Annotated in this window: 4 protein-coding genes and 1 tRNA gene; 1 reads left to right on the forward strand and 4 read right to left on the reverse strand. The window is 66.5% G+C overall.

Translation table 11 applies throughout. From position 1 onward, the window contains the following. Positions 1-22: 22 nt before the first annotated feature. The 4 genes from ABGA94_RS01780 to ABGA94_RS01795 all read right to left on the reverse strand — a co-directional run bounded on the left by ABGA94_RS01780 (position 23) and on the right by ABGA94_RS01795 (position 4,490). Positions 23-1,243 (reverse strand): RtcB family protein, encoded by a 1,221-nt coding sequence (locus ABGA94_RS01780; protein ID WP_111128531.1) that lies wholly within the window; start codon positions 1,241-1,243, stop codon positions 23-25. Between the two features lie 56 nt (positions 1,244-1,299). After that, the gene (locus ABGA94_RS01785; RefSeq protein WP_111128529.1) at positions 1,300-2,424 is read right to left on the reverse strand and encodes a slipin family protein; all 1,125 of its coding nucleotides are present in this window, start codon (positions 2,422-2,424) and stop codon (positions 1,300-1,302) included. Between the two features lie 356 nt (positions 2,425-2,780). Further along, positions 2,781-2,851, reverse strand: a tRNA-Gln gene (locus tag ABGA94_RS01790). A gap of 682 nt (positions 2,852-3,533) precedes the next feature. Continuing rightward, positions 3,534-4,490 carry an aldo/keto reductase gene (locus ABGA94_RS01795; RefSeq protein WP_197598727.1) on the reverse strand — a complete coding sequence of 319 codons (957 nt, stop codon included), beginning with the start codon at positions 4,488-4,490 and terminating at the stop codon, positions 3,534-3,536. A gap of 169 nt (positions 4,491-4,659) precedes the next feature. Here ABGA94_RS01795 and ABGA94_RS01800 point away from each other — a divergent pair, with 169 nt between their 5' ends. Continuing rightward, positions 4,660-5,517: a class I SAM-dependent methyltransferase gene (locus tag ABGA94_RS01800; protein WP_134955551.1), complete on the forward strand. Its 858-nt coding sequence runs from the start codon at positions 4,660-4,662 to the stop codon at positions 5,515-5,517. The last annotated feature ends 98 nt before the right edge of the window (positions 5,518-5,615 follow it).

Raw genomic sequence — 5,615 nt, forward strand, 5'->3', positions numbered from 1 at the left:
GGCCTTGGCCGGCACCGCTCCATTACCCCTTCACGCACAACACCTGGCGCAGCGTGTGCACCACGTCGACCAGGTCCAGCTGCGCGGCCATCACATCGTCGATCGACTTGTACGCGGCCGGTGACTCGTCCAGCACGCCGCTGTCCTTGCGGCATTCCACATGCGCGGTGGCCTCGCGATGCTGGGCCAGTGTGATCTGCTGGCGCGCGGCGCCACGGCTCATCACCCGGCCGGCACCGTGGCTGCAGCTGTTGAAGCTGTCCGCGTTGCCCTTGCCACGCACGATGTAACTGCGCGTGCCCATGCTGCCGGGAATGATGCCCAGCTCACCCTCGCGGGCACTGACGGCCCCCTTGCGCGTCACCAGCAGCTCCTGTCCGTGGTGCGTTTCCTTCTGCACGTAGTTGTGGTGGCAGTTCACTGCCATCGCCGCCAGCTGGAACTTCGGCAGCCGGTGGCGCATCTCGGCCAGCACGCGCGACATCATCGCCTCGCGGTTCTGCCGGGCGTAGTCCTGTGCCCACGACACGGCTTCGACGTAGTCATCGAACAGCGGCTCGCCTTCCATGAAGAACGCCAGGTCCTTGTCCGGCAGGTGGAAGCCCAGCACGCGCCGGGCCAGTTCCTCGCGCGCCTTCTCGATGAAGTAGGTACCGATCAGGTTGCCGGTACCGCGCGACCCGCTGTGCAGCATCACCCACACCGTATCCGTCTCGTCCAGGCACAGTTCGATGAAGTGGTTGCCGCCACCCAGCGTACCGAGCTGGCGGTCGAGCTTGTCGGTGCGGATCCTGCGGTGCCTGTCCTTGATCTTCTCCAGGCCGGCGGCCAGCCCGGACTGCACCAGCCGGGTATGGATGCTGTCGGGCATGCGCTGATGCTCGCCGCCGCGCCCGTTGCCGACCGGGATGCTGCGCTCGATGCTGTTGCGCAGCTGCCGCAGGTCATCGGGCAGGTCGTTGGCGCGCAGCGTGGTGCGCACGGCCGCCATGCCGCAGCCGATGTCGACGCCGACCGCCGCCGGGATGATTGCACCGCGGGTCGGGATCACCGAGCCGACGGTCGCGCCCTTGCCCAGGTGCACGTCCGGCATCACCGCCACCCACGGCCCGACGAACGGGATCGCGGCGATGTTGCGCAGCTGCTCATGCGCCTGCGCCTCCAGTGGCACGCCGTTGACCCAGCCCTTGATCGGCGTGCTGCCCTCGGCATGCAGCCATTGATAATTGTGTTGAGTGTCCATGTCTTCGTGTATGTCCTTGATGGGCCGGCGGCGCGTCCCTGCGCCACCGCGACCCCCTACCTGATCGTCACCAGCTGCTTCAGCACGCCGTCCAGGCCGCCGAACACGGTGAGCTTGTCGATCTTCTCGGTGACCTTCTCCAGCGCCTCCAGCTCCTTCAGGCGCATCAACACCGGGTTGTCCTCGATCAGCTTTGCGGTGTTGAGCTGCGAACGGGTGGCATTGGCCTCCTCGCGGCGGCGGATCACGCTGGCCTGGGCCTGCTTCTCGGCCAGCACCACGCCGTTGAGAATCTCCTTCATCTCGCCCGGCAGGATCACGTCCTTGATGCCCACGCCAAGCAGACGTACACCGTGGCCCTCGATCGCGGCCTGCACATGGGCGGCGATCTCACCGTCCAGTGCCGCCTTGTCACCCAGCAGCTCGTCCAGGCTGCGCGCGGCAATCGCCTGGCGCAGGCCGAACTGCAGCTGACGATAGATGAACTCATCAGCGTTGCTGAGCGAGCGGTGTGCGCGCACCGGGTCGACCACCTGCACGGTCGCGGCCAGGTTCACCCGCAGGGTCACCTTGTCGCGGCTGAGCAGCTCCTGGCCGGATACGTCCAGCGAACGCGCACGCAGCTCCACACGCTCCACCGACACGTTGCCGTTGAAGTTCCAGAACGCGTGCAGGCCGGCGTCCAGGGTCTGCCGCAGCGTGCCATCGATGAACAGCAGGCCCACCGACTCGCTCGGCACGGTGCTGATCACCGCCACACGCGGCAGCACGCCCAGCTGGCCCAGCCGCTGCTGCACGTCCGCCGGGACGCGCGGCTCGTCACCCAGTGCCATCACGCGCACCTGGGTGTCGACAGAACCGCGCCAGTACAGGCGGTGGCTGCCCGGCGGCAGCACTTCATCGATGCGGCCGTTGCGCAGCAACAGGCCGACCTCGCTGGCGCCGACGTTGGCCAGCACGAAGTGCGTGTCCAACCGCGCGCCCAGTGCCTCGATCAGGCTGTCCTGGTCGCTGCCGGTGTAGGCCGTGCCCTTCGATGCAGTGTGGATGTCCACGTGCGGGCGGCCGCCGAACGGCGACAGGCGGTGCACGCCGGGCAGCAGGATCTGCTGGAAACGACGGTTGCGATACACCAGGCCGCGCTCGCCGTCGCCGATCACGACCTTGATGGTCCAGAACATGGGAGTCTCTCCTTGTATGGCTCTGGTGGTTCGACCCGTTGCAGATGAATCGCCATGACCCGGGTCGATCAGGTCGTGGCGAGGCCGCCTGCACACCACGTGCAGGCAGCGGAAGAGGGCGGCCATCGGCGGACGGTCCGCGCGCGGAGCCTTCGGTGCACCGGCAGTGCTGCCATCGTCGTTCCCGGCAGGCAGCACCGGGGCGGAACGTGGCTGGCAGTGACGGCGGGCCGAGGCCCGGCGTGCGGTCCGTTGCCTTCCACGCCCCGCCCGAGGGCAGTGACCGTGGACGGCGACGATGGCCGCTGGGGCTTGCGCCCCGGGTGTTGCTTCAAGTCATGACGTGACAGGTCATGTGGTTGGAGTGGGAGTCGAACCCACGACAGACGGAATCAGGATCCGTTGCTCTACCCGACTGAGCTATCCAGTGGTGAACCGCGCGGAATCGAACCGCGTGCCGGCGAACCGGCGCCTGCCTCCAGCAGGCGATCCAGGCGATGGCATGTCCGCGACCTCCGGCATACGCCACGGCAACGCCGCGCGCACCAGCCCGTAGTTGAAACGGGACCGTTGGTAGTCGAGGGTGCAGGCCACCGACATTATCGGCGAGCGATAATGTTTGGTTGCGATGCAGATAATGTCCAGGCGTTGCCATGCACGCGGAGAAAATCCTCCGGCACGGCAGAAAAACCTGGATCAGTGAGCGGCGGGTCGCCGCGCGGGGTGCAGTTCTGGCATCGCGGGTCCTTGTGCCGACGCAAACGAAAACGCCCCCGGGACTTGCGTTCCGAGGGCGTCGTCAGGCCTCGGAGATCGGGGTGGCCGATCTCCGCAGGGCGGGCATCAGGCCGTTGTCAGCTGGTCTTCCTTGCCGAACGCACACGCCGGCCGGTCCATGCGCAGGCATGGCAGCAGTTTGGCGATGGCGACGGAATGCGCGTTCAAGGGAAGTTTCCAGTGGGTGTTGAAACGAGGTGCGCACGATAAACCACGATTTAGTCGCGCGCAACCATTTTGTTGAATTATTTCCTTCTTTACCGCGCGATGCCGGCCAGCGACCGGCACTACCTGACTGTGTCATGCCGGCCAGCGGCCGGCACTACCGGGTCTCATGATTCGGCGCTGGCGGCATCCAGCTGCGCGACATCCTGCACGCTCAGCGATACGTTCGCTGCGGCCAGCAGGTCGTGCAGCTGTTCGACGCTGGTGGCGCTGACGATCGGCGCGGTGATCGACGGCCGCGCGATCTGCCAGGCCAGTGCGATCTGCGCGGCGCTGGCGCTGTGTTTGCTGGCTACGTCATCCAGCGCTTGCAGGATGCGCAGGCCGCGCGGGTTCAGATAGCGCTTCACTACCGTCTCGCCACGTGCCGGACTCTTGGCCGCATCGGCCGGCGTGCGGTACTTGCCGCTGAGGAAGCCACTGGCCAGCGCGTAGTAGCCGATCACGCCGATCTGCTCGCGCTGCACCAGCGGTTCCAGTTCCTTTTCGTAGCCGGCGCGGTCGTACAGGTTGTACTCCGGCTGCAGGGTTTCGTAACGCGGCAACTTGTAGTCGGTGGACACCTTCAGCGCATCGGCCAGGCGCGTGGCGCTGTAGTTGGAAGCACCGATCGCACGCACCTTGCCGGCCTCGATCAGGCGGCCGAACGTGGCCAGCGTGGCTTCCAGCGGCGTCGACTCGTCATCCTCGTGGGCCTGGTACAGATCGATCACGTCGGTCTGCAGCCGGCGCAGCGAATCCTCGACCGCCGCATTGATGTTGTCCGGGGTCAGGCCGGGGCGTTCGGCCCACTTGGCCACCTTGGTCGCCAGCACCACCTTGTCGCGCTTGCCGCTGCGGGCAAACCACTTGCCGATCAGCGTCTCCGATTCGCCGCCGACATTGCCCGGCACCCAGGCCGAGTAAACGTCGGCGGTGTCGACCAGGTTGAAGCCGGCATCGACGAAGGCATCGAGCAGGGCGAAGCTGGCCTTCTCATCGGCGCTCCAGCCGAACACGTTGCCACCGAAGGCGAGCGGACGTACATGCAGGCCGGAACGGCCCAGTTCGCGGGTTGCCGTCATGGGCACGGACTCCTTGGGGGAAGTGTTCCAGAATAGAACGCGATGTGTGACCGTGCTGCGGCGACGACCACAAAACAGTGTTCCGCGACGCGCTCGCCGCTAACGTTCTGTGAACACCTGGGACGCTGCGACTGCTAGTCTCGCCGCATCTTCCGCTGGAGTCGTCCCGATGATGCCTGCTTCGTCCCTGCGTGGTTGCCGCCTGCTGCTTGCTTCGGCCCTGCTTGCTGCTGTTCCTGCGTTCGCCGCACCGGCCACGGTGGCACCGGCGAAGATCCAGGTCTTGCCGGCCATCGATGCGGCGGTAAAGGCGCCCACCCGCGATGCCAACAACGTCAAGCGCGATGGCTTCCGCCATCCGGCACAGACGCTGTCGTTCTTCAAGGTGGCACCGGAAAAGACCGTCATCGAGATCACCCCCGGCAACGGCTGGTACTCGGAGATCCTGGCGCCGCTGCTGCATGACAAGGGCCACTATGTGGCTGCCGTGGTCGATCCGATGGCGGTGCCCGAGGGTCGCGGCCGCGACTACCAGCAGCGCAGCCGCGACAGCCTGGAAAAGAAGTACGCCGGTGCACCCGCGCAGTTCGGCAGGACCGCCGTGGTCGCCTACGATCCGGCCAAGCCGGTGTTCGGCCCGGCCAACTCAGCCGACGTGGTGCTGACCTTCCGCAACGTGCACAACTGGCGCAAGGCCGGCCAGGCGCAGGGCATGTTCCAGGGCTTCTTCAACGTGCTCAAGCCGGGTGGCGTGCTGGGTGTGGTCGAGCATCGCGCCAAGGCCGACGTGGCCGATGACGATGACACCGGCTATGTCGGCCAGCAGCAGGTGATCGCGATGGCCGAAGCCGCCGGCTTCAGGCTGGATGCGCGCAGCGAGGTCAACGCCAACCCGCGCGACACCAAGGACCACCCCAACGGCGTGTGGACGCTGCCGCCGACCAACCAGCACGACAAGGCCGATGATGCGAAGTACCAGGCGATCGGTGAAAGCGACCGCATGACCCTGCGCTTCATCAAGCCGTAAGGGGGGCATGCGCTGACCCTGTAGAGCCGAGCCCACGCTCGGCTCATCGCGCGCAGCGCGACAGGGAACAACAGCAGCCGAGCATGGGCTCGGCTCTA

The organism is Stenotrophomonas sp. 3diitr2024 (assembly GCF_042136455.1).
In the GTDB taxonomy this organism is placed as follows: Bacteria; Pseudomonadota; Gammaproteobacteria; order Xanthomonadales; family Xanthomonadaceae; genus Stenotrophomonas; species Stenotrophomonas sepilia.